Here is a 20561-nt window from a genome sequence, read left to right on the forward strand (position 1 = left end):
ACCGAAACATTCAGGACGGCCGAAGGAGACTCATGGCGGCACCCGATGCGCAGAATGAGACAGAATCGAGCGCATTGCTCAAGGTGCTCCGCCCATCCAGCGGTTCCACCCTGTCGGTCAGCGCGCGTGTGCTGCTGCGCGTCATCGCCGGAGTTCTCGTTCTCGCCCTCATCCTCGCCCTCGTCGGACTGTTCCTCGTCCGTCGGTCCTTCCCGACCACCGATGGTGAGATCTCGCTGCCGGGGCTCGACGCACCGGTCACCGTCCACCGTGACGAATCGGGTGTGCCGACCATCGAGGCCGAAACCGCGCACGACCTGTTCCTGGCCCAAGGATTCGTCCACGCTCAGGACAGGTTCTGGGAGATGGATTTCCGCCGGCATGTCACCTCGGGACGGCTCTCCGAGCTCTTCGGCAGATCCCAGCTGAGCACCGACACCTTCATCCGCACTCTCGGCTGGCGGAAGGTCGCCGAGCAGGAGGTGAGGAAGCTCGATAAGACGAGCCTGGGCTACTACGAGGCCTATGCAGACGGAGTCAACGCCTATCTCAAGGACAAGTCCCCCACAGAGCTGTCCCTCGAATACGCCGTCCTCGGAATCGAGTCCGGCAGCACCGAGGTCGAGGAATGGACCCCGGTCGACAGTGTCGCCTGGCTCAAGGCCATGGCCTGGGACCTGCGATCGAATCTCGAAGACGAGATCGACCGGTCGATTCTCGGCTCTGAGCTGACCGACGAGCAGATGGCCGATCTCTATCCGGACTATCCGTACGACACCCGTCCGACGATCCTCGGCGGCAAGGCCGGCCAGAAGGCCCCGAAGAACCGCAGCGGCGATGACGCCGACGACGAGTCCCATGTCGACGACCGTGCACGGGAGGACGATGAGGCACGGGCCGGAGGCACCGTCACCGAGGCACCCCGAACGGGGAGCACCGACACCGAGGCTGCCGTCCCCACCGATGATCTCCTCGAACTGCGGAACACGCTCGATTCGCTGCCGCCGATGCTGGGACAGAACAGCGACGATATCGGGTCGAACTCGTGGGTGATCTCCGGGGAGCACACGAGCACCGGTCGTCCGCTGCTGTCGAACGACCCGCACCTCGCCCCGGCGATGCCCTCGGTCTGGTACCAGGTGGGCCTGCGATGCAAGAAGGTCACCGACGAGTGCCCCTTCGATGTCACCGGGTTCTCCTTCTCCGGACTGCCCGGCGTCGTCATCGGCCACAACCAGTCGATCGCCTGGGGACTGACGAATCTCGGCGCCGATGTCACCGACCTCGTGGTGGAGAAGATCCGCGACGGGAAGGTCATCCACGACGACGGTGACGAACCGCTGCAGGTCCGCAAGGAGACGATCGAGGTCGCGGGCGAGGACCCGCGCGAGATCACCATCCGCTCCACCCGCAACGGCCCTCTCGTATCGAAGCTCGAGGGCACCTACCGCAAGGTCCTCGATGCGACGACCGGGGCGGATTCGCAGGATCCGAAATCGGGACCGGCCGAGGAGCACTACGGTCTCGCCCTCGATTGGACGGCTCTGCGCCCGGGCACGACCGCCTCGGCGGTGTTCGCCATCAACAAGGCCACGAACTGGCAGGAGTTCCGGCATGCGGCGTCCCTGTTCGACGTGCCCTCCCAGAACCTCGTCTACGCCGATGTCGCCGGCAATATCGGCTATCAGGCCCCCGGGATGATCCCGCGTCGAGGACAGGCCGACGGCACCGTGCCCCGTCGCGGCTGGAAGTCCGACGAGGACTGGCAGGGCTGGGTCGACTTCGACGACCTGCCGAGCCTGTACAACCCGGAGCGCGGGTGGATCGTCACCGCGAACAACCCGGTCGCCTCCCCCGGCGAGACCGTGCAGCTGGGTGAGGACTTCGACTACGGAGATCGTGCCCGCCGCATCACGAAACGCATCAAGGATGCCGTCGCCGAGGGCCGGAAGCTGCGGCCGACGGACATGGCGGAGATCCAGAACGACGACCAGAATCCGTTTGCCGCGAAACTCGTGCCCGAAGCCGTCAAGATCCACTCCCACGGTGATGAGGACATCCTCGAAGCCAAGAAGCTGCTCAAGGCGTGGAACGGCTTTGATGCCGCCAGCAGTGCCGGAGCCGCCTACTTCAACGTGCTCACGAAGACGCTGCTCGAACAGACGATCAGTTCGAAGCTGCCCGATGGGGTGTCCCCCGGCGGCGGATCGCGGTGGTACCTCGTGCTCGCGGACCTCCTCGAGGACCCGGATTCGAGGTGGTGGTCGAGCCACGGCGTCGAAGGTCGGGACGAGGCTCTGCGCAAGGCTATGAAGACGGCGTGGGCGGAGACGGAGGACCTGCTGGGACCGGAGCCCGTGACCTGGCGGTGGGGAATCCTGCACCGACTGACGATCCGCAACGCGAGTCTCGGCGAATCCGGGATCACGCCGGTGGAGAAGCTGTTCAACCGCGGCCCCTACGAGGTCTCGGGCGGCTCGGGAGTCGTCCATGCCACCGGCTGGGACGCCTCGGTCGGATATGAGACGAACTGGGTGCCGTCGATGCGGCAGACGGTCGATCTGTCGAACTTCGACGCGTCGAACTGGATCAACCTCACGGGAGCATCCGGGCATGCCTTCCACCCGCATTACGACGATCAGACGAATGATTGGGCGGCCAATGTCAATCGCCCTTGGCCGTATTCGAAGCAGGCGGTGGCCGCGGCGGCTGAGGACACGCTCACGCTCGAACCGTGAGGGCGGGGTTTCAGTCCTTGGGCAGGATCTTCGCCTCGAGGAAGTTCGCGACATCGTCTTCCCAGCGCACCGGGTCGATGTTCCATTCCTTCGTGTGATGGGCCTTGCTGTATGAGGGCATCGTCACCAGGTCCCGCCTGACCCCGGCCAGAGCGTGAGACGGTCCGGAGGGGACGAATTCGTCGTCGTCGGAGTGGATGAGCAGCACGGGCACGTCGAGTTCGGCGGCACGGGTCACCCAGTCCATGCGATCGAGGTCGAGCGGGGTCTCCAGGCCGGTGATCGGACGTGCCCACGGCTGCGTGATCATCTCGAGCGTGAGTTTGGCGATCGGCGTCGGCAGCAGGTTCTTCTTCGCCTGCCCGTCGAGCACATTCACCCAGTCGACGACCGGTCCGTCGAGGACCAGTGAGGTCACGAATCTGCGATTGCGTCCGCGGGAGGCCGCCTGCAGGGCGATGGCCCCGCCCATCGACCAACCGAAGAGCACGATGTTCTTCGCCCCGTGTGAGACGGCGAAGTCGATGGCCGCGTCGACGTCGATCCATTCGGTGTCGCCGAGTCCGTAGCGTGATGTGGTCTCCACCCGCACCTCGGCGTCGTTGCGATAGGACATGGCGATCGCGGGCACACCGAGGGTGTTGAGCACGGGGGCGGCACGCAGACCTTCGGCGCGGGTGCTCGCACGACCGTGGATGAGGATCGCCCAGGTGTCCTGAGGCTCGGGATGATCGGTCGGCAGCAGCCATGCGGGCAGGCTCCCGGCATCGGAGCGGATCTCGATGTCCTCGAAGTTCACGCCGGCCGCGATCGGATCGGGATAGACGACGCCGGTCCAGCGTCCCCGCCAGGCCCGGCGGATATCACCGCGGGTGACGGACAGGATCTCCCGGGAGACGGTGCGTGAGCGCGGATCGTATTCGACGATGTCGCCGATCACCGCGTGCCCCGACCCCTGATTGAAGTAGAGCCCATAGGTGCCGGGCACCGTGGTCTCCTCATCGGCGGGCAGGTGGATGCGCATATTCGGCGGAAAACCGTCGATGTGCAGGATGTCGAGTTCTTCGGGCGCATTCTCCGGAACGATGATCTTCCGGGCGAAGTAGGCGGCCAAGCCCGACGACGCCACAGAGATCAGGGCACCGAGTCCGGCGCCGACGCCGATACCGGCGGCGAGCAGGCGGGCGGGGAACTTCGTGTCGCGGACCATGAAAACCTCCTGTGTTCATTGTTGCCTACGGAATGATCAGGCACCAAACGCTGTTGTGCGGAATGGGCGAGTGCCGCTCGCAGTCGCACTCACCAAGGGCGGAGACCATCTCCCCCGCACCGCAATCACCGTGAAGGACAGAGACCGGAGGTCACGATGACTCAGTCATCCGATATCAACGCTGGAACGTCGACGAACAAGGGGGCAGCGGCCGAGGAGATCCGCTGGCAGGACGTGCTCACGCCCGAGGAGTTCGCAGTGCTGCGCCAGGGCGGGACCGAACGCCCATTCACCGGTGAGTACAACGATGAGACGACTTCGGGGATGTACCAGTGTCGGGCCTGCGGAGCCGACCTGTTCCCGTCGGAGACGAAGTTCGCCTCACACTGCGGCTGGCCGTCGTTCTACGCGCCTCTGGCCGAAGACCGGGTCCGCTACATCCGCGACAACTCGCTGGGTATGGAACGGGTCGAGGTCCGCTGCGCGAACTGCGATTCGCACATGGGCCATGTCTTCTCGGGCGAGGGCTATGGCACTCCGACCGACCAGCGCTACTGCATCAACTCGATCTCTCTGAAGCTCAACACCGACGCTGCGGACAGCTGAGGTGACAGCTGAACCTCGCATCAGCGAGGCGACCGAACCGGTCGTGAAGACCTTCGACCAGCTCCTGCCGGCAGAGCTCTACGGAATCCTCCAGCTGCGCTCCCTCGCCTTCGTCGTCGAACAGGAATGCGTCTTCCTCGACGCCGATGGAGTCGATACCCTGCCGGAGACGCTGCACTTCTTCTACCCGCGTCCGGAGGCGGTGATGTCGGACACTCATGGTGCCGAGCACGGACGCGATCTCTCACCATGGGCCTACGCCAGGCTGCTCCCGGCTGACATTCCCGACGGACCGGCCGCCCGCCCCGGAGCGCGCAGCATCAGTCGTGTGGCGACCCACCCCGACGCCCGCGGTCAGGGTTGGAGCCGGCGACTGCTCGGCGACATCGTCGACGCCTGGTCGGCCACACCGCTGACGCTCAATGCGCAGTCCCACCTCGGCCGGCTGTACTCGTCCTTCGGCTTCGTCCCGAATGGTCCCCGCTTCGACGAGGACGGGATCGAGCACACCCCGATGGAGCGCCCGGCCGGCTGATCGTTCAGTCGTCGGCCTCGGCGGCGGCGTCGACGGAGGCGATGATCTTCTGCATCACCGCGTGCAGTTCGCGCACTCCGTCGACGTCCATGCCGAGCTTGGCCATCATCGTCCCGGGGATCGCCTCGGCGGTCTTGCGCAGCTCACGGCCGGTGTCGGTGAGCGTGACCTCGACGATCCGCTCGTCGCTGCCGCTGCGCGTCTTCGTCACATAGTCCAGCGCGTCGAGGCGTTTGACCAGCGGGGACACTGTGGCGGGTTCGAGACGCAGCAGCCGGGCGATCTCACGCACAGGCAGCCTCTCGTGCTGCCACAGCGCGAGCATGACCAGATACTGCGGATGGGTCAGGCCGAGCGGTTCGAGCACGGTCCGATAGGCACCGATCACCCCGCGGGAGGCCACCGCCAGTGCGAAGCAGATCTGGCTCTCGAGCGCCAGCGGATTGTCCAGCTGCTCTGTCGAACGTTGAGATTCCAGCATCGTGCGTCGTCGATCCTCCGCCTCGGCAATCAGGGCGTGCACCCTCCTCAGGAATTACTTAGTGCACTAATGATTAGTGTACACTGTTGGTGAAGTCTGACCGTCCGAGCCCATGCGGCACCACGTCGATAGGATCCCCTCTATGTCGTCCTCCTCGCAGCCTTCCGCCGATGGTTCCGAACGCAAGCAGGACCGGAAGCCTGCACGTTCGGCGCGGAAGGGCGATGAGTATCCGGGGTCTCAGCGTGGGGTGGGCTGGCTCAACAACTTCTTCCGCAAGATCGTCGGCCCGGCCCAGGTCGACAACACTCGTCCGGGCGGCTATTACGAGGACGAGACTCTGCGGCATCAGCAGCTCGATGCCATGGGCCTGGAGATGCGCACCGACGCCAGCGGCCACTCCTATGTGGTCAAGAAGGGCAGCAGATAGCCGCCGGTCACTCCCCGACCACGCGAAGGGCCGCCGCACCGGATCGGTGCGGCGGCCCTTTCTCTGCCACAGGTTCTGCCGGCCTCGGGCCCGTTCTCGGACCCGGCGGGGCGAACGACGCTCGGTCAGCGCCAGTCGGAGATGATGTCGACGAGTTCGCGACGCGGTCCGGTGTAGAACGGAACCTCTTCGCGCACGTGCAGGCGTGCCTCGGTGTTGCGCAGGTCGCGCATGAGGTCGACGATGCGATGCAGTTCGGCGGCCTCGAAGGCCAACAGCCATTCGTAGTCGCCGAGTGCGAAGGACGCGATCGTGTTCGCTTTGATGTCCTTGTACCCGGCGGCGGCCATGCCGTGGTCGCGCAACATCGTCGCCCGTTCGGCGGGGTCGAGGAGGTACCAGTCGTAGGACCGCACGAACGGGTACACGCAGATGTAATCGCCGGGTTCCGGATCGGTCAGCAGAGCCGGCAGGTGCGCCTTGTTGAACTCGGCCGGGCGGTGGATTCCGACGACGGACCAGACGGGTTCGAGCACTCCGCCGATGAGGCTGCGGCGGATCGCCGAGTACGCGGCCTGAACGACCTCGATCTCGGGGGCGTGGTACCAGAACATGACATCGGCATCGGCGCGCAGAGCGGAGACGTCATAGATTCCGCGCACGATGAGGCCGCGTTCGGCCAAGGGCGCCAGAGCCGCATGCAGCTCATCGGCGAGTTCCCTGCGGTCGGCATCGCCGAGCTCTCCGGCTGAGGCGAAGACGGAGTAGGCGATATACCGCGTCTGCTCGTTCGCTTCTTCGATCTGGGCGTCGGTGGGCTGAGTGTATTCGCTCATATCTGCTCCTTCTGTCTTCTCTTCATTCTGACGTGTCACGGTCGTCATCGGCGGGTCGGTTCAGTCTCTGGGCAGCTGCGTCCGCGCGAGCGATGCAGGTGGGAATGCCGACTCCCCCATAGGCGGATCCGGCGAGTTCGAGGCCGGGCAGGCCCGCGATCTCCGAGTCGATGGCGGCGATGCGTCCGGCATGGCCGGGCAGGTACTGCGGCAGTGCGGAGTCCCAGCGCTGGACTTCCGAGCCGACCAGCTGCGACTCCGGGCGGGAGGTGATCGACTGCCAATCGGCGAAGGCTCGTCCGATGATCTCCTCATCGGTCAGACTGCTCCACACATCGGGCCCGTCGCCGAAGCGTCCGATGCTCATCCGCACCAGGGCCGTCCCCGCGGGGATGCGGTCAGCCGTCCACGGCCACTTGTTCGACACGAATGTCGAGGCCTTGATGAATGTGCCCTCGGTCGCGGGCACGAGGAACCCTGACCCCTCCAGCTCGACTCCCCCGAGGTCGACGAGAGCGGCGACCAAGGCGGTGGAGGCGTAGGGAATCTCGCCGAGGCGACCCGCCGATTCCGGGGCCACAGGCCTCAGCAGCCCGGCGGTCACATACGCGGGCGTGGCGAGGATGAGCCCATCGGATTCGATGTCGCCCCCCTCACCGCGGACGATCCACCTCTCACCGTCGCGGTCGATCCACCTCTCACCGTCGCGGTCGATCCCGGTGACACCGGCGCCGAGGCGGACCGTCCCGCCGCCCAGCACGATCGCCTCGTGCAGGGCCGGGATGAGGCGGTTGATTCCGCCTTCGAAGCTCATGAACACCGGTTCCGGGTTCCCTGCCGACGCGGTCTGGGCGTCGCGGGCGGCGAGGAGCTGCGCGACGAGGTCGAGCACCGAGGTGCCCTCGACGGCGGCGGGCAGCAGTGCGGGCACCGTTTCGGCCAGGGACAGGTCCCGGCAGCGGCCCGCGTACACCCCGCCGAGCAGAGGATCGACGAGTGCGTCGACGATGGTGCCGCCGAGGCGCGCGGACAGGAAGTCCCCGAGCGAGACGTCATCACCCTCGATCGGCGGGGTGATCCGTTCGGCCGCCAAGCGGGCGGCCGCCTCGGCGCCGATGAGGGCTTCGACCTCGGACGCCTCGGCGGGCACCCCCATGATCGTCCGTTTGGGGATCGCGTGCAGGCTTCCCCGGCTGAGCACCTGCGAACTGTGCTGAGTCGAGGGGAACACGGGGTTGAGGCCGAGTTCGGCGGCCAGGCCCTTGGTCTCCGGACGACGGTTGAGGCTCGCTTCGGCTCCGGTGTCGATGCCCACCGGCACGGCACCATCAAGCGTGGTTGCTTTCAGACAGCCGCCGAGGCGGTCACCGGCTTCCAGCACGGTGACTCGGTGGTCGGCGGAGAGCCGGTAGGCGGCGACGAGGCCGGAGATCCCTCCCCCGACGACGGTGATCTCACTCATCGGATCAGCCGCGACCGCCGAGGATCTCTGCCGAGACGCGGTGGACGAGGTCGACGACGCGTCCGGGCACCTCGGGGTCGGTGTCGGGCAGGACGCCGTGGCCGAGGTTGAAGACGAATCCGCGGTCGAGTTCGAGCCCCTTGCGCACGATCGCCTCGACGCGGGCGGACAGTGCCTCCCACGGGGCGAAGAGCAGGGCCGGGTCCAAGTTGCCCTGGAGCGCCTGACCGGGGTTGACGCGAGTGGCGGCATCGGCGAGGTCGACGCGGAAGTCGACGCCGACGGTCGTCGATCCGGCCTGTGCCATGGAGCCGAGCAGCTCACCGGTCTGCACTCCGAAGTGGATGCTGGGCACATCGTGTCCGGACAGTGCGTCGAAGACCGCGGTCGAGTGTTCGAGGACGTGGTTCTCGTAGTCCTCCCGAGCGAGGTAGCCGGCCCAGGAGTCGAAGAGCTGGAAGGCCTCGGCGCCGGCGTTCAGCTGCACGTCGATGAACGTCGCCGACATCTGCGCAAGCTTGCTCAGCAGTGTCGAGAACGCCTCGGGGTCGGAGACCATGAGTGATTTCGTCTTCTCATGGTTCTTGCTCGGACCGCCTTCGATGAGGTAGCTAGCCAGGGTGAACGGAGCGCCGGCGAAGCCGATGAGCGGGGTGGCCTCGCCGAGTTCGGCCGTCACCCGCTGGATCGATTCGGCGATATCGGGGATATCGGCGGCGTCGAGTTCGGGCAGGGCGTCGATATCGGCGCGGGAGCGCACCGGGGAGGCGATGACCGGACCGACGCCGGGAACGATCTCCACATCGACACCGGCGGCCTGGAGCGGGACGACGATATCGGAGAAGAAGATGGCCGCGTCGACGCCGTGGCGGCGGACCGGTTGGAGAGTGATCTCGGAGACCATCTCGGGGTCGCGGCAGGCATCGAGCATCTGCGTGCCTTCGCGCAGCGTGCGGTACTCGGGCAGGGAGCGGCCGGCCTGCCGCATGAACCAGACGGGAGTGTGCGGAACCGGCTCCGAACGCAGGGCAGCCAACAGGGGTGATGTCATGGGGCCATCTTCCCATTCTTCGATCGCTCATGCCCACTCGGCAGCGGTTTCAAGACGGCTCGTCTTGCCGTCTCAGCATGCGGCCGAGGACACGGGCCGCAGGAATGTCCGGGGCCGCCTCGGCGTGGATGATTCCCCTGTCCGCATGGCTGATCTATCGTGGCAACTGTGGTCAACACCTCACCTCTCAATCGCATTCCGGCGGAGTTCTCCGCCGTGACGTCGGTGCTGCGTCAGGCGCGCAGCACGAACAACGTGTCGATTTCCGAGATCCCCGCTCCGGCCAGACTGGCCCCCTACTCCTATGCTCTCGGGGCCGAGGTCAGCGCCGATGAGACGTTCCTGCGGGCCAGCGGCGAAACCATCGACGAACTCGCGACCGGCCGCATCGTCGTCCTCTACGATCCCGCCGCCCCGGAGGAGTGGGAAGGATCGTTCCGGGTGGTCTCCTACATCCGTGCCGAGCTCGAACACGAGCTCGGCAACGAGACGATGCTCGGGCACGTCGCGTGGAGCTGGCTCGAAGATGCCCTCGACTCCAACGACTGCCAGGTGCTCGCCGCCGGTGGGACGACCACTCGGGTCCTGTCCGAGAGCTTCGGCACCCTGGCTGATCGCCCGGCCACGATAGACTTGGAGCTGCGCGCTTCGTGGACACCCGTGATTGACGAGCCGGATCTGATCGGCAATCACTTCGAAGCCTGGATCGATCTGCTCAGCACAGTCGCCGGACTGCCACCACTTCCTGAAGGAGTCACAGCCCTGCCCGGGCGCCGTCGATGACATCTGAACTACCGCTTTTGGAAACACCCGCGAACGGCATCCCCGACGTCGTCGACACCCCAGAGGACCTCTCCTCCTCGATCGCCGGTCTGGCCGCCGCCCAGGGTCCGATCGCCATCGATGCCGAACGTGCTTCCGGAATCAGATACGGTCAGCGCGCCTTCCTCGTGCAGCTGCGCCGTGAGGGTGCAGGCACATTCCTCTTCGATTCCGAGACGCTCGGGGATCTCAGCGGCCTCAACCCGGCCCTCGGAACCGATGAGTGGGTCATCCATTCGGTGACGCAGGACCTGCCGTGTCTGCAGGAGCGCGGGATGCGCCCGGCCGCTCTGTTCGACACCGAACTGGCGGCGAGACTGCTCGGGTGGGAGAAGTTCGGTCTGGCCGCGGTCGCCGAACGCACCCTGGGTGTGCGGCTGGCGAAGGAGCATTCGGCCGCCGATTGGTCGACACGTCCGCTGCCGAAGGAGTGGCTGAACTATGCCGCCCTCGACGTCGAAGTGCTCTTGCCGATCCGCGATATCCTCCACCAGCAGCTTCTCGACTCCGACCGGTGGGAGTTTGCGCAGCAGGAGTTCACCCACCTGCTCGATTTCACGCCGAAGCATTTCGATGAGCCGTGGCGACGCACGCATGGACTGTCGAAGATCAGGTCCCGCCGCGACATCGCCCGGGTCCGCGAGCTCTGGCAGGCCCGGGATTCCATGGCGCGTGAGGCCGATCTGGCTCCCACGAAGATCCTGCGCGATCGTGAGCTCGTCGCCCTCGCTCAATCCGGTGTGAAGTCCAGCGACGACATCCTGGCTCAGTGGCGCAGGCTCTCCCGCGCCGAGGCGGCCCGACTCTTCCGTGCCTACCGCAAGGCCTCCCGGTTGGGTGCCGACGAGCTGCCGGGACGGTCCGAGCGCGGACGGTCGAAGCGCAGCGAGTTCAACCCGGCGGAACTCAAGGAGCGGGTGGCCGCTCTCAAGTCCGCGATGTCACAGCTCTCCGAGGAGCTGACGATCCCCCACGATGTTCTCCTCCAGCCGGCACTCGTGAAGTCGCTGGCCGCGGAGTCGAGCGTCGATGTCGAGGCTTACCTCGCCGAGGCGGGGGCGAGGCCTTGGCAGATCGAGCTCAGCGCCCCAGTGCTGAAGAAGACCCTGGCCGGACTCCCCCAGGCCTGAGCTCACCCTCAAGTCCCGCGGGTCGAGCGTCGGTCCTCTGTCGCCTCTGAGGGCATGGACTCACACCGCGCGGCGGGAACTCCGATCGGCTCGATCGGCCACCTCGGCGGGCAGGGCCTTGAGAATTTCGGCCACGATCGTGTCGACGTCGAGGCCCACCTCGGCGAGGATCTCGTCGCGTGTTCCCTGCGGCAGGAACTCATCGGGCACGCCGAGTTCGATCACCCCGATCCGCGAATCGGCTTCGCGCAGGTCGGAGCGGATCTGCGAACCCACACCGCCGATCTTGATTCCGTCTTCGATGACGGCCACGAGGCTGTGGTCGGCGGCGAGGTCGACGACGGATCCGGGCACGGGCAGCACCCATCTGGGATCGACGATCGTGGCTCTCAGCCCCTGCTCGCCCAGACGGTCGGCGACGTCCCCGGCCAACGTGGCGAAGGGTCCGACGGAGACGATGAGCACATGGGGCTTCGACCCGGCCGGCCACTCACGGAGGATGTCGACGCCGTCGTCGAGCCGCCTCAGCGCCGGGATGTCGGCCCCGACGCTGCCGCGGGGAAATCTCACCACGGTCGGGGCGTTGGAGACGGTGACGGCTTCGCGCAGCTCTTCGGTCAGCCGGGCGGCATCGCGGGGTGCGGCCAGGCGCAGTCCGGGGACGACGCGCAGCATCGCGATGTCCCAGATTCCGTGGTGGCTGGCTCCGTCCGGGCCGGTGATTCCGGCGCGGTCGAGGACGAAGGTCACGCCCTGACGGTGGAGAGCGACGTCCATGAGCACTTGGTCGAAGGCCCGGGAGAGGAACGTCGAGTAGATGCACACGACGGGGTGGAGGCCGCCGTAGGACAGCCCCGCGGCGGAGGCGACCGCATGCTGTTCGGCGATGCCGACGTCGAACACGCGGTCGGGGAACTCCGCGGCGAATTTCGCCAGTCCCACGGGCAGGAGCATGGCCGCGGTGATCGCGACGATGTCCTCGCGCTCTTCGGCGAGTTCGCAGATCTCGGTGCCGAACACGGAGGTCCATGATGTCGATTTCGACGGTGTCGACTTGCCCGTCACGGGGTCGATGACGCCGACGGAGTGGAATTGGTCGGCGTCATCGTTGACGGCCGGGTCGAATCCGTGGCCCTTCTGCGTGATCATGTGGACGATGACAGGACCGCCGTCGAACTGCTTGGCCAGCTGGAGGGCCTTGTCGACCGAGGACTGATCGTGTCCGTCGACGGGACCCAGGTATTTGATGCCGAGTTCGTCGAACATTCCGGTCTCGGGTGGGCTGACCATGTCCTTGAGTCCGCGTTTGACGCCGTGGATGGCGCTGTAGGCGGCGCGGCCGGGTCGGCCGGATTGGCGGAGTGTCTCTTTGCCCCAGCTCAGGAGCCTCTCGTAGCTCGAGGTGGTGCGCAGTTCGTCGAGGTGGGCGGCGAATCCGCCGACGGTCGGGGCGTAGGAGCGGCCGTTGTCGTTGACGATGATGACCAGCCGCCGCGGCGGGGTGGAGGTGTCGGCGGCGATGGTGTTGAGCGCTTCCCAGGCCATTCCCCCGGTCAGAGCCCCGTCGCCGATGACGGCGACGACGTGGCGGTCGTCCTCGCCTGTCAGCTGGCGGGCCTTGGCGATGCCGTCGGCCCAGGACAGCGAGGCCGAGGCGTGGGAGTTCTCGACGACGTCATGATCGCTCTCGGACCGGCTCGGATAGCCGGAGAGCCCGTCGCGCTGCCGGAGGGTGGAGAACTCCTCGCGGCGGCCGGTGAGCAGCTTGTGCACATACGTCTGGTGGCCGACGTCGAAGATGATGGTGTCGCGTGGCGAGTCGAAGGTGCGGTGGATGCCCATGGTCAGTTCGACGACGCCGAGGTTGGGACCCAGATGTCCGCCCGTGCCGGACACGGTCGTGATGAGGTAGTCGCGGATCTCTTTGGCCAGCACGTCGCATTCCGACGCGTCGAGTCGACGCAGATCGGCCGGCGAGCCGAGGGATTCGAGAAAGGTCATGCGGCCTCAGTTCTGACGTCATCGTTGGCGGACAGATTCCATTCGCCCCATCCTATCGCTCACAGATGCGTCGCTCACCCTTCGCTGCATTTCTCCGCGCTGCAGTGCCCCTCATCCTTCCCGTCACACCACCTCGGCGCTGGCAATTCACACCCTTGCGAAAGCGCCCCTCACCGTTCGTGGCACACCACCCCGTTGCTGCACGGTGTTGAGAGACTGCCGATGAGTGATGGTCGCATTCGCGCCCACCCCCACCCACGCCGAGGCGGCCGACCACCAGCGCAAGGATTCCCGCGGGCGCGCTCACGCTCCCTGACAATCCCGCACGACAGCGACCGTCCCTCACCCTTCGCCGCACACCACCCCGCTGCAACGGGGCGATTTGTCACGAACGGTGACGGATTCCTTGGCAGCGGTGTGGTTTGTCACGAACGGTGAGGGATGCCGAACTGTGTGGAGGACGTAACGCGAACGGTGAGGGATGCTCTGTCAACGGCACCGCCGCACGCATCCGGGGACGACGAAGGCCGGTGGGAAGAATCCCACCGGCCCTCATTCGGTTCCCGTTCAGCGCTTCAGCGCGAACCGGCTGCCGCGAGTCGCAGACTCACGGCTCAGCCTGGTGCGGCGAAGTCGCCGCTCAGGCCTCGTCTCCTGCGATCAGGCTTCTGCGAGCTGACGCAGCACGTACTGCAGGATGCCGCCGTTGCGGTAGTAGTCGGCTTCACCCGGGGTGTCGATGCGGACGACGGCGTCGAATTCGACCTTGGTGCCGTCTTCCTTCTCAGCGGTGACCTTGACGGTCGCCGGAGTCGTGCCCTCGTTGAGCTCCGTGACGCCTTCGATGGAGAAGGTCTCGGTGCCGTCGAGTCCGAGCGAATCAGCGGATTCGCCGGCGGGGAACTGCAGCGGAAGAACGCCCATGCCGATGAGGTTCGAGCGGTGGATGCGCTCGAAGCTCTCGGTGATGACGGCCTCGACGCCGAGCAGCTTCGTGCCCTTGGCGGCCCAGTCACGCGAGGATCCCGAGCCGTACTCCTTGCCACCGAGGACGACCAGCGGGGTGCCGGCGGCCTGGTAGTTCACGGAGGCGTCGTAGATCGTCGTCTGCGGTCCACCCTCCTGCGAGAAGTCCCGGGTGAAGCCACCCTGGACTCCGTCGAGGAGCTGGTTCTGCAGACGGATGTTCGCGAAGGTTCCGCGGATCATCACTTCGTGGTTGCCGCGACGCGAGCCGTAGGAGTTGAAGTCCTTGCGCTCGACGCCGTGCTCGACGAGGTACTTGCCGGCCGGGGTGTCGGCCTTGAAGGAACCTGCGGGCGAGATGTGGTCGGTGGTCACCGAGTCGCCGAGCTTCGCGAGCACGCGGGCGCCCTTGATGTCCTTGACGGCTTCGGGCTTGAGACCCATGCCGTCGAAGAAGGTGGGCTTGCGCACGTAGGTCGACTCGTCGTCCCACTCGAAGACCTTGCCTTCGGGGGTGTCGAGCTGCTGCCAGCGCTCGTCACCGTCGAAGATGCGACCGTATTCGTTGTCGAACATATCGGTCGAGATCGAATCGGCGATGACGGACTCGACCTCGTCGGGCGAGGGCCACAGGTCGGCCAGGTAGACGTCGACGCCGTCGGAATCCTTGCCCAGGGGCTGGTTCTCGAAGTCGAAGTCCATGGTGCCGGCCAGGGCGTAGGCGATCACCAGCGGAGGCGAAGCGAGGTAGTTCATCTTCACGTCCGGGCTGATGCGGCCCTCGAAGTTGCGGTTGCCCGACAGGACTGCGGTGACCGAGAGGTCGTTGTCCTGAATGCTGTCGGAGATCTCCGCGTCCAGCGGACCGGAGTTGCCGATGCAGGTGGTGCAGCCGTAGCCGACGATGTAGAAGTTCAGGGCTTCGAGGTCCTCGATGAGGCCGGCCTTGTTGTAGTACTCGGTGACGACCTTCGAACCCGGTGCGATCGAGGTCTTGACCCACGGCTTCGAGTTGAGTCCGCGCTTGCGGGCATTGCGTGCCAGCAGGCCGGCGGCCATCATCACCGAGGGGTTCGAGGTGTTGGTGCAGGAGGTGATCGAAGCGATCGCCACGGCACCGTTGGCCAGCTCGAAGTTGCGTCCGTCGGCGGTGCTGACGTCCACGGACTTCGACTCCTCGCCGGGAGCGGCGTAGTTGTGGATGTCCTTGGCGAACTGGTTCTTGGCGTCGGAGAGCTCGATGCGGTCCTGCGGGCGCTTCGGTCCGGAGATCGAGGGCACCACGGTGGACAGGTCGAGTTCGAGGTACTCGGAGTACTCGACTTCGTTCTCCGGATCGTGCCAGAGTCCCTGCGTCTTGGCGTAGTCCTCGACGAGCTGGATCTGCTCGTCCGAGCGGCCGGTGAGCTTGAGGTAGTCGATGGTGACTTCGTCGATCGGGAAGATCGCGGCGGTCGAACCGAACTCGGGGCTCATGTTGCCGATGGTCGCACGGTTGGCCAGCGGCACCTCGGCGACGCCCTTGCCGTAGAACTCGACGAACTTGCCGACGGCTCCGTGCTGACGGAGCATATCGGTGATCGTGAGGACGACATCCGTGGCCGTGACGCCGGAGGGGATCTCACCGGTGAGCTTGAAGCCGACGACGCGCGGGATGAGCATCGACACGGGCTGGCCGAGCATGGCGGCCTCTGCCTCGATGCCGCCGACGCCCCAACCGAGCACACCGAGGCCGTTGACCATCGTGGTGTGCGAGTCGGTGCCGACGAGGGTGTCCGGGTAGGCCCGGAGGACTCCGTCGACCTCACGCGGCATGACCACGCGAGCCAGGTGCTCGATGTTGACCTGGTGGACGATGCCCATGCCCGGAGGCACGACCTTGAAGTCTTCGAATGCGGTCTGGCCCCAGCGCAGGAACTGGTAGCGCTCACCGTTGCGCTGGTATTCGATGTCCATGTTGAGTTCGACGGCGTCGGCGGTGCCGAAGCGGTCGATCTGCACCGAGTGGTCGATGACCAGCTCGGCCGGAGCCAGCGGGTTGACCTGGTCAGGCCTGCCGCCGAGCTCGACGACCTTCTCACGCATGGTGGCGAGGTCGACGATGCAGGGCACGCCGGTGAAGTCCTGCATCACCACGCGGGCCGGGGTGAACTGGATCTCCGTATCGGGTTCGGCATTGGGGTCCCAGCTGCCGAGGGCTTGAATATGTTCCGAAGTGATGTTGGCGCCGTCTTCCGTGCGCAGCAGGTTCTCCAACAGCACCTTGAGGCTGAAGGGAAGCTTCTCCGACCCTTTGACCTGGTCCAGGCGATAGATCTCATAATCCTTATCGCCTACGGTCAGGGTGCTCTTCGATTTGAACGTATCGACGTTGCTCATCGTGATTCTCCTGTTTCATCCGATACTCATCCACGAAACCGGGCCCGTCCGACTCGGCGGTCGGACCCTTGCATCGCGCACCGATTTACGCGACACATATGTTTCCAAAAGTATCTTGACGTCAAGATAAATTCTATCGCATTTGAGGGGCTTTGACCACCATGGCACACGGACGAACGGCGCCCGTCGATCGGGTTTTCCGCACGTCCTCGTGCGGGCATCACCAGGGCCGTGGCCGGGTCTGACGGCCTAGCGTGAGAAGCACAGTCACACGAGGCATCGCACCAGCGTGTCACCACCGAGGAGTTCCCATGGACCCGTTCACCCTAGGCGCCGGATTCGGCTTCGGCGCACTGCTCGTCGGCATCATCTTCGCCGTCGTCTGCAGCTCGTTCGCGAAGGAGAAGGGCCGGTCGGGCGGCTGGTGGGGACTGTGGGGCTTCCTCACGACGTTCATCGCCCTCATCGCGCTCGTCCTCCTCCCCCGCCGCCCGGTCACCGCATGAGGTCACCGCTTGAGGTCACCGCCTGAGGACTGTGACGGTCTCCAGGTGCGCGGTCAGCGGGAAGAGGTCGAATCCGGTGAGGCTCTCGATCGCGAATCCCCCGCCTGTGAGAGCCGCGAGGTCCCGGGCCAGCGTGGCCGGGTCGCAGGAGACGTAGACGACGGTGCGGGCGGAGGATTCGATGATCGCCGAGGTGGCCTTCCTCCCAGCACCCGCCCGTGGCGGGTCGAGGATGATGACGTCCGAATCGGGCAGTCGGGCCCGATCGACGCTGAGCGCGAGGAAGCGGGACTCGAGATCGGCGGCGTTCTCGCGCGCATGCGCGATGGCCGCCTCCACCCCTTCGACCCCGAACAGGGGTGCACCGGTGTCCCGGGCGGCAGTGATGCCGAGGAGTCCGACCCCGCAGTAGAGGTCGGTGATCGCCTCGACATCGGCAGGCAGTGCTGTGACGACCTCCGAGCTGAGCAGTGCGGCTGCGCTCCGGTGGACCTGCCAGAAGCCGTCTGCGCCGACGGTGAAGTCATGACCGTCGACCGTTTCGGTCAGGGTGGCCTCACCGCGGAGGACTCGCAGCGGACGAGTAGGCGCTTGGGCGCGCCTGCGCCCACGGTGACGACCACCGCGGCCACGGCTATGGCCGCTCTCGGGTTCAGCCGCCTCGGCGAGGAGTGAGAAGGAGGTCGGCAGCCAGGATTCGATTGCGTCGAGGACCTGCGCGGTGGGCTGCCCGCGGACGATGAGCGCACCGCGGTCACCGGCCCACGCGAATTCGAGCCGGCGCGCCCCAGGCGCATGCAGCCCCGCGATGTCGAGCTCGTGCAGGGGCCCGGCGGCCAGGGGCGGCGCGGTCACGGGGATGACCTCGTGAGATCGGGGGGCGACCATTCCTGCGCGGCCGGCATCGTCGACGGCCAGCTGCACGCGTGTGCGCCAGTCCGTGCCGTCGGTCTCACCCGGTGCGGCAAGCACCTCGGGGTCGGCGTCGATGTGGCCGATGCGCTTGAGCTGGTCGTGAAGCACCTCGGCTTTGAGCGTGCGGGAGTAGGCGAGGTCGACATGGGCGAATTCCATGCCGCCGAATCCGGCCGACCCCGGCACGGGCCGTCCACCGTTGCCCGCAGCGGATCCCGCACCGGAGCCGTCGGCCGAATCGCCGGGTGCGTAGTCGAGGCGACGGTCGGGCACGCGATGGGCAGAGGCCTCGATCACCTCGGTGACGGTCGCACGGAGGAATCGGGCGGGCGGTCCCGCCTCGGTGCGGACTCGGACCTTCTCACCGGGCAGGGCACCGGTGACGAAGACGACCTGGCCATCGTGGCGGGCGATGGTGGTGCCGCCGGCCGCCGGTGCCTCGATGTCGAGGTTGAGTTCCCGGGCGGGAGACGAGGTGTCGCTCATGCGTGTTCTATGCCTGTCTGTACAGCGAGGTGTCGGCATCTGGGCCGTCTCCGCCGTACTGTCGGGAGAAGGATTTCAGTCGCCAGGGTACGGAGACCACGACGACGTTGGGCACCAGCAGCAGTCGGGTGCGCAGCTTGAGAGCCACCTGGTTGTGCAGGATGTGCTCCCACCAACGACCGACGACGAACTGCGGGATGTAGACGATGACGAGGTCCCTGGGCGATCTGCGGCGGATGGCGAGGATATGGGCGAGCATCGGGCGGACGAGTTCGCGGTAAGGCGAGCCGAGCACCGTCAGCGGCACCGGCAGCTCCATCTCGTTCCACCTCTTCTGCAGACCGGCCGCGGCCTCTTCGTCCACGGCCACGGTGACGGCTTCGAGCTGGCTCGACCGGGTCACCCGAGCGTAGGACAGCGCCCGCATCGTCGGTTTGTCGATTTCGCTGACGACGACGATGGCGTGGGTGTTCGACGGAATCGTCCGCGAGTTGACATCAGCGTCGGGGGCGAGCTCGCGGGCCACTCGCGAATAGTGACGGTGGATGGCCCCCATGACGAGGTAGAGCCCGGCCATGGCGGCGACGGCCAGCCAGGCTCCGGCGAGGAACTTCGAGACGATGACGACGATGAGGACACCGGCAGCGAGCACACAGCCGACGGCGTTGACGACCCGGTTGAGGTGCATGCGCATCCGGGTCTTCGAGTCGATGACCAGGCGCAGGCGTTTGCGCCAGTGCAGGACCATGCCCGCTTGGCCGAGGACGAAGCTGGCGAAGACCCCGACGAGGTAGAGCTGGATGAGCACCGTCGCCGAGGCGGAGGTGGCGATGACGAGGACGATCGCGGCCGCGGCCAGCAGCAGGATGCCGTTGGAGAAGGTGAGGCGGTCGCCCTTCGTCGCCAGCTGCCGCGGCAGGAATTCATCGCGGGCCAGTCGAGAGGCCAGTCCGGGGAAGCCCTCGACCGCGGTGTTCGCCGCGGCGATGAGCACGAGCGCGGTGATGAGCACGACGATGAAGAACATCGCCGGCGCGTTGTCGAAGATCGCGTGTGCGAGCTGCGCGAGGACGGGTTCCTGTTCGTATTCGGCGCTGACCGGGCTGCCGTCTGCGCGGACGAGGTAGATATGCGGGTCGTCGACGTATTTGATGCCGGTGACCGATGCCAGATAGGTCAGCCCCGTGAGCATGAGGGCCGCGAGCAGCCCCGACAGCAGCAGGGTGTTGCCGGCGTTCTTGCCGCGCGGCTTCTTGAAGGCCGGTACCGCTGTGGCCACGGTCTGCACTCCGGCCAGAGCGACGGCTCCGGAGGAGAACGCACGGAGGACGATGAGGACCGTGGCCAGGCCGAGAGTCGCCTGGTCGCCGATGTTGCTGTGCACGACGGTGTAGTCGGCGGTCTGAGCGTGCGGAGTGTCGCCGAGTCCGACCCGGATGAGACCGACCGACATCGTCAGGAACACGGCACCGAGGAACAGGTAGGTCGGCACGGCCAGCAGCATCGGAGTGGCTCGTGAGCCGCGCAGACCGGCGAAGCAGATGAGCAGGATGCCGACGATGGCCACGGGCACACGGTAGGGCGCGAGCATCGGGAAGGCCGTGGTGATATAGGCGGCGAAGACCGTCATCGACACGGCCAGGGTGAGCACGTAGTCGACGAGGAGAGCCGCGGCCACGACGAGACCGGCCCCGGAGCCGAGATTCTTCGAGGCCACCTCGTAGTCGCCCCCACCGGAGGGGTAAGCACGCACATTGATGCGGTAGCAGGCGACGATCACGAGGATGACGATGCCGACGGCCACACCGATCCAGGGGGCCACGGTCAGGGCCACGAGTGAGGTCAGTGACAGTGCCAGCAGGATCTCATCGGGGGCGTAGGCCACCGATGAGAGCATGTCAGAGGCGAAGACGGGCATCGCGATGCGCTTCTTCAGCGCAGGCGCACGCCTGTCCTCACTGCGGAAGGGCCGTCCAACGAGTAGTCTTTTGACGGCATCAGAAAAAC

At 66.3% G+C, this 20561-nt stretch carries 16 protein-coding genes; 7 read left to right on the top strand and 9 right to left on the bottom strand.

The window, feature by feature from the left end; translation table 11 throughout:
• Positions 1-32: 32 nt before the first annotated feature.
• A complete protein-coding gene (locus HF684_RS10615) occupies positions 33-2738 on the top strand; it encodes a penicillin acylase family protein (RefSeq protein WP_169252436.1) in 2706 nt (901 codons plus the stop codon).
• Between the two features lie 10 nt (positions 2739-2748).
• On the opposite strand, the gene HF684_RS10620 is transcribed toward HF684_RS10615, so the two are convergent.
• On the bottom strand, positions 2749-3948 hold the full coding sequence (locus tag HF684_RS10620) for an alpha/beta hydrolase (RefSeq protein ID WP_169252437.1): 1200 nt from the start codon (positions 3946-3948) through the stop codon (positions 2749-2751).
• A gap of 156 nt (positions 3949-4104) precedes the next feature.
• Between HF684_RS10620 and msrB the strand changes: the two genes are divergently transcribed.
• Complete coding sequence (msrB, locus tag HF684_RS10625) at positions 4105-4554, top strand: peptide-methionine (R)-S-oxide reductase MsrB (protein WP_169252438.1); 450 nt, start codon at positions 4105-4107, stop codon at positions 4552-4554.
• A gap of 1 nt (position 4555) precedes the next feature.
• On the top strand, positions 4556-5089 hold the full coding sequence (locus HF684_RS10630; protein ID WP_248278879.1) for a GNAT family N-acetyltransferase: 534 nt from the start codon (positions 4556-4558) through the stop codon (positions 5087-5089).
• A gap of 4 nt (positions 5090-5093) precedes the next feature.
• On the opposite strand, the gene HF684_RS10635 is transcribed toward HF684_RS10630, so the two are convergent.
• Positions 5094-5570: a MarR family transcriptional regulator gene (locus tag HF684_RS10635; RefSeq protein ID WP_169252439.1), complete on the bottom strand. Its 477-nt coding sequence runs from the start codon at positions 5568-5570 to the stop codon at positions 5094-5096.
• Between the two features lie 142 nt (positions 5571-5712).
• On the opposite strand from HF684_RS10635, the gene HF684_RS18775 reads away from it, so the two are divergent.
• Positions 5713-6000, top strand: coding sequence for a hypothetical protein (locus HF684_RS18775; RefSeq protein ID WP_248278880.1), 288 nt, complete (start codon positions 5713-5715; stop codon positions 5998-6000).
• A gap of 125 nt (positions 6001-6125) precedes the next feature.
• On the opposite strand, the gene hemQ is transcribed toward HF684_RS18775, so the two are convergent.
• Genes hemQ through hemE form a run of 3 tightly spaced genes read right to left on the bottom strand, consistent with a single transcriptional unit; the run spans position 6126 to position 9349 of the window.
• Entirely contained in the window at positions 6126-6836 is a 711-nt protein-coding gene (hemQ, locus tag HF684_RS10645) for a hydrogen peroxide-dependent heme synthase (RefSeq protein ID WP_169252440.1), read from the bottom strand.
• Between the two features lie 22 nt (positions 6837-6858).
• A complete protein-coding gene (hemG, locus tag HF684_RS10650; RefSeq protein ID WP_169252441.1) occupies positions 6859-8298 on the bottom strand; it encodes a protoporphyrinogen oxidase in 1440 nt (479 codons plus the stop codon).
• Positions 8299-8302: 4 nt separating this feature from the next.
• Positions 8303-9349: a uroporphyrinogen decarboxylase gene (gene hemE, locus HF684_RS10655; protein WP_169252442.1), complete on the bottom strand. Its 1047-nt coding sequence runs from the start codon at positions 9347-9349 to the stop codon at positions 8303-8305.
• Positions 9350-9517: 168 nt separating this feature from the next.
• On the opposite strand from hemE, the gene HF684_RS10660 reads away from it, so the two are divergent.
• Together HF684_RS10660 and HF684_RS10665 are read left to right on the top strand one after the other, a co-directional pair.
• Positions 9518-10132 carry a DUF3000 domain-containing protein gene (locus HF684_RS10660; RefSeq protein WP_169252443.1) on the top strand — a complete coding sequence of 205 codons (615 nt, stop codon included), beginning with the start codon at positions 9518-9520 and terminating at the stop codon, positions 10130-10132.
• Between the two features lie 17 nt (positions 10133-10149).
• The gene (locus HF684_RS10665; protein WP_248278881.1) at positions 10150-11301 is read left to right on the top strand and encodes an HRDC domain-containing protein; all 1152 of its coding nucleotides are present in this window, start codon (positions 10150-10152) and stop codon (positions 11299-11301) included.
• A 60-nt stretch (positions 11302-11361) separates the two neighbouring features.
• Here the strand turns inward: HF684_RS10665 and dxs are convergent, their stop codons facing one another.
• Positions 11362-13302 (bottom strand): 1-deoxy-D-xylulose-5-phosphate synthase, encoded by a 1941-nt coding sequence (gene dxs, locus HF684_RS10670; RefSeq protein WP_169252445.1) that lies wholly within the window; start codon positions 13300-13302, stop codon positions 11362-11364.
• 660 nt (positions 13303-13962) lie between these two features.
• Positions 13963-16647, bottom strand: a complete 2685-nt coding sequence (gene acnA, locus HF684_RS10675; protein ID WP_169252446.1) for an aconitate hydratase AcnA — start codon at positions 16645-16647, stop codon at positions 13963-13965.
• A gap of 311 nt (positions 16648-16958) precedes the next feature.
• On the opposite strand from acnA, the gene HF684_RS10680 reads away from it, so the two are divergent.
• Complete coding sequence (locus HF684_RS10680; RefSeq protein WP_101553389.1) at positions 16959-17153, top strand: hypothetical protein; 195 nt, start codon at positions 16959-16961, stop codon at positions 17151-17153.
• Positions 17154-17168: 15 nt separating this feature from the next.
• Here the strand turns inward: HF684_RS10680 and HF684_RS10685 are convergent, their stop codons facing one another.
• Complete coding sequence (locus tag HF684_RS10685) at positions 17169-18554, bottom strand: TRAM domain-containing protein (protein ID WP_169252447.1); 1386 nt, start codon at positions 18552-18554, stop codon at positions 17169-17171.
• Positions 18555-18561: 7 nt separating this feature from the next.
• Positions 18562-20472 carry an APC family permease gene (locus HF684_RS10690; RefSeq protein ID WP_211167980.1) on the bottom strand — a complete coding sequence of 637 codons (1911 nt, stop codon included), beginning with the start codon at positions 20470-20472 and terminating at the stop codon, positions 18562-18564.
• Positions 20473-20561: the final 89 nt, after the last annotated feature.

This window comes from Brevibacterium sp. 'Marine' (genome assembly GCF_012844365.1).
In the GTDB taxonomy this organism is placed as follows: Bacteria; Actinomycetota; Actinomycetes; order Actinomycetales; family Brevibacteriaceae; genus Brevibacterium.

What these genes read in the sequence shown, in the direction of transcription:
- HF684_RS10615 (WP_169252436.1), top strand. Translation starts at nt 33, where the DNA reads ATGGCGGCACCCGATGCGCAGAATGAGACAGAATCGAGCGCATTGCTC.
- HF684_RS10620 (WP_169252437.1), bottom strand. Translation starts at nt 3,948, where the DNA reads ATGGTCCGCGACACGAAGTTCCCCGCCCGCCTGCTCGCCGCCGGTATC.
- msrB (WP_169252438.1), top strand. Translation starts at nt 4,105, where the DNA reads ATGACTCAGTCATCCGATATCAACGCTGGAACGTCGACGAACAAGGGG.
- HF684_RS10635 (WP_169252439.1), bottom strand. Translation starts at nt 5,570, where the DNA reads ATGCTGGAATCTCAACGTTCGACAGAGCAGCTGGACAATCCGCTGGCG.
- HF684_RS18775 (WP_248278880.1), top strand. Translation starts at nt 5,713, where the DNA reads ATGTCGTCCTCCTCGCAGCCTTCCGCCGATGGTTCCGAACGCAAGCAG.
- hemQ (WP_169252440.1), bottom strand. Translation starts at nt 6,836, where the DNA reads ATGAGCGAATACACTCAGCCCACCGACGCCCAGATCGAAGAAGCGAAC.
- hemG (WP_169252441.1), bottom strand. Translation starts at nt 8,298, where the DNA reads ATGAGTGAGATCACCGTCGTCGGGGGAGGGATCTCCGGCCTCGTCGCC.
- hemE (WP_169252442.1), bottom strand. Translation starts at nt 9,349, where the DNA reads ATGACATCACCCCTGTTGGCTGCCCTGCGTTCGGAGCCGGTTCCGCAC.
- dxs (WP_169252445.1), bottom strand. Translation starts at nt 13,302, where the DNA reads ATGACCTTTCTCGAATCCCTCGGCTCGCCGGCCGATCTGCGTCGACTC.
- acnA (WP_169252446.1), bottom strand. Translation starts at nt 16,647, where the DNA reads ATGAGCAACGTCGATACGTTCAAATCGAAGAGCACCCTGACCGTAGGC.
- HF684_RS10680 (WP_101553389.1), top strand. Translation starts at nt 16,959, where the DNA reads ATGGACCCGTTCACCCTAGGCGCCGGATTCGGCTTCGGCGCACTGCTC.
- HF684_RS10685 (WP_169252447.1), bottom strand. Translation starts at nt 18,554, where the DNA reads ATGAGCGACACCTCGTCTCCCGCCCGGGAACTCAACCTCGACATCGAG.
- HF684_RS10690 (WP_211167980.1), bottom strand. Translation starts at nt 20,472, where the DNA reads ATGCCCGTCTTCGCCTCTGACATGCTCTCATCGGTGGCCTACGCCCCC.